Raw genomic sequence first — 1,361 nt, forward strand, 5'->3', positions numbered from 1 at the left:
CAATTATTCAAAATTTCTTAAACGATAACCGTAGTTTATAAACGTACTTAGTTTTGTTCAAACTTTGCAACAGAACCATCATTGTCATACACCCAGCGAAATGTGCCTCGTTTAAAATCAAATGCAACGAATAATGGATCCGTACTATGATATCTAGGACGAACGGGTTCCGGTATCGTTTTATAGTACGTAAATAAACGTATTTTATCCTCTTCTTCTAAAATGATGTTTCGTTCCTTCCCCTTGCTATGTACAACTGTAATCGTGTTCTCTCCAAAATGCACATGTTGCATCTGTAACGCTACGAGTTCTTGCAGTGTAAGCCCATAATCCGAAAGAAGCGATACAATAGACATATTTCGATCTATGAGAAGTGGTCGAACGGAAAGTTGTTCCTCTGACAATCCTTCAGGTGAAGAAAGGATGTATTTCAGCTTTTTTTCTTCCTCTTCCGTAATAAAGTCTTCTTTGCGTAGGGCCCGATTCGGTGGAGTGATTCCCTTCATTTCTACAATAGGACTAGGAATTTCTAAAAACTGATACAATTTCTTTAACACCACTGCAATTCGATGAATGGTTTTCTCCCCATACTTTCGTTTATATATGAGTTCCTGAAAATAGGCTTCAAAATCTTTTTTATCTATCTTGTTCCAGAAGTTCTTTTCTTGAAAACGATTCGATGTTTGCAGCCATCTTCCAAAGTCCTCAATATCATAGACATATCGTTTAATTGTGGATGACTTCCTTCCACGACTAGATAAGAAGAAAGAAAAATTTTGCAAGGTATCCTCAAATTCTTCTTTATTCATGTACCTATCACCTCACTTTTTCTGTATGATCTTAGTCCTGTACAATTTTCATTTCAGTTTAGCTGGGTATTTCCAATCTCGTTTATCTTTTTTATCAGGTTTTGTTTGTTGCTTCTTTCGCTCTATTTTGTTCTTTACCTGATTTTGTTGTTCTAATGTATCTAACTTTGTTTGCATTTTCGCTATTTGTTCTTTTGCGTCTTTAAGCTCCAACTTGATTTCTGATAGCAACCTTAAAATTGCATCACCTTTATTCATAAAAATAACCTTCCTTTTTAGGATGAGCATTTTCTCAATATATAATAGATTTAATTTTCAGTATTTTTGTGTATAATAAGAAAGAATAACTGTCATTATTCCCTTTTCAAAGGACGGACTATGCCAATAGAACCGTTCTTTTTTATTTTTTCAATGAACCTAATTCTCTCACATTCTAATTAGAGAATCCATTACAAGTAACGGATTCTCGCTAAAATGACCTGGTCAAGAAAAACTGGAACATCAATTAGATTACGCAATTGATTTTGAATACTGATACGGAGTCATGCCATT

General features: G+C 34.3%; 2 protein-coding genes. Both read right to left on the reverse strand.

What is annotated here, in order from left to right; genetic code table 11:
• Nucleotides 1-47 precede the first annotated feature (47 nt).
• A complete protein-coding gene (locus JDS99_RS30615; protein WP_472926341.1) occupies nucleotides 48-809 on the reverse strand; it encodes a tyrosine-type recombinase/integrase in 762 nt (253 codons plus the stop codon).
• Nucleotides 810-857: 48 nt separating this feature from the next.
• Nucleotides 858-1,067 carry a hypothetical protein gene (locus JDS99_RS30620; protein WP_199696471.1) on the reverse strand — a complete coding sequence of 70 codons (210 nt, stop codon included), beginning with the start codon at nucleotides 1,065-1,067 and terminating at the stop codon, nucleotides 858-860.
• Nucleotides 1,068-1,361: the final 294 nt, after the last annotated feature.

The sequence above is a fragment of the Bacillus cereus group sp. N6 genome (genome assembly GCF_016483705.1).
In the GTDB taxonomy this organism is placed as follows: domain Bacteria; phylum Bacillota; class Bacilli; order Bacillales; family Bacillaceae_G; genus Bacillus_A; species Bacillus_A wiedmannii.

Excerpts from the sequence above, each read along its gene's own strand:
- JDS99_RS30615 (WP_472926341.1), bottom strand. The coding sequence starts at position 809 with ATGAATAAAGAAGAATTTGAGGATACCTTGCAAAATTTTTCTTTCTTC.
- JDS99_RS30620 (WP_199696471.1), bottom strand. The coding sequence starts at position 1,067 with ATGAATAAAGGTGATGCAATTTTAAGGTTGCTATCAGAAATCAAGTTG.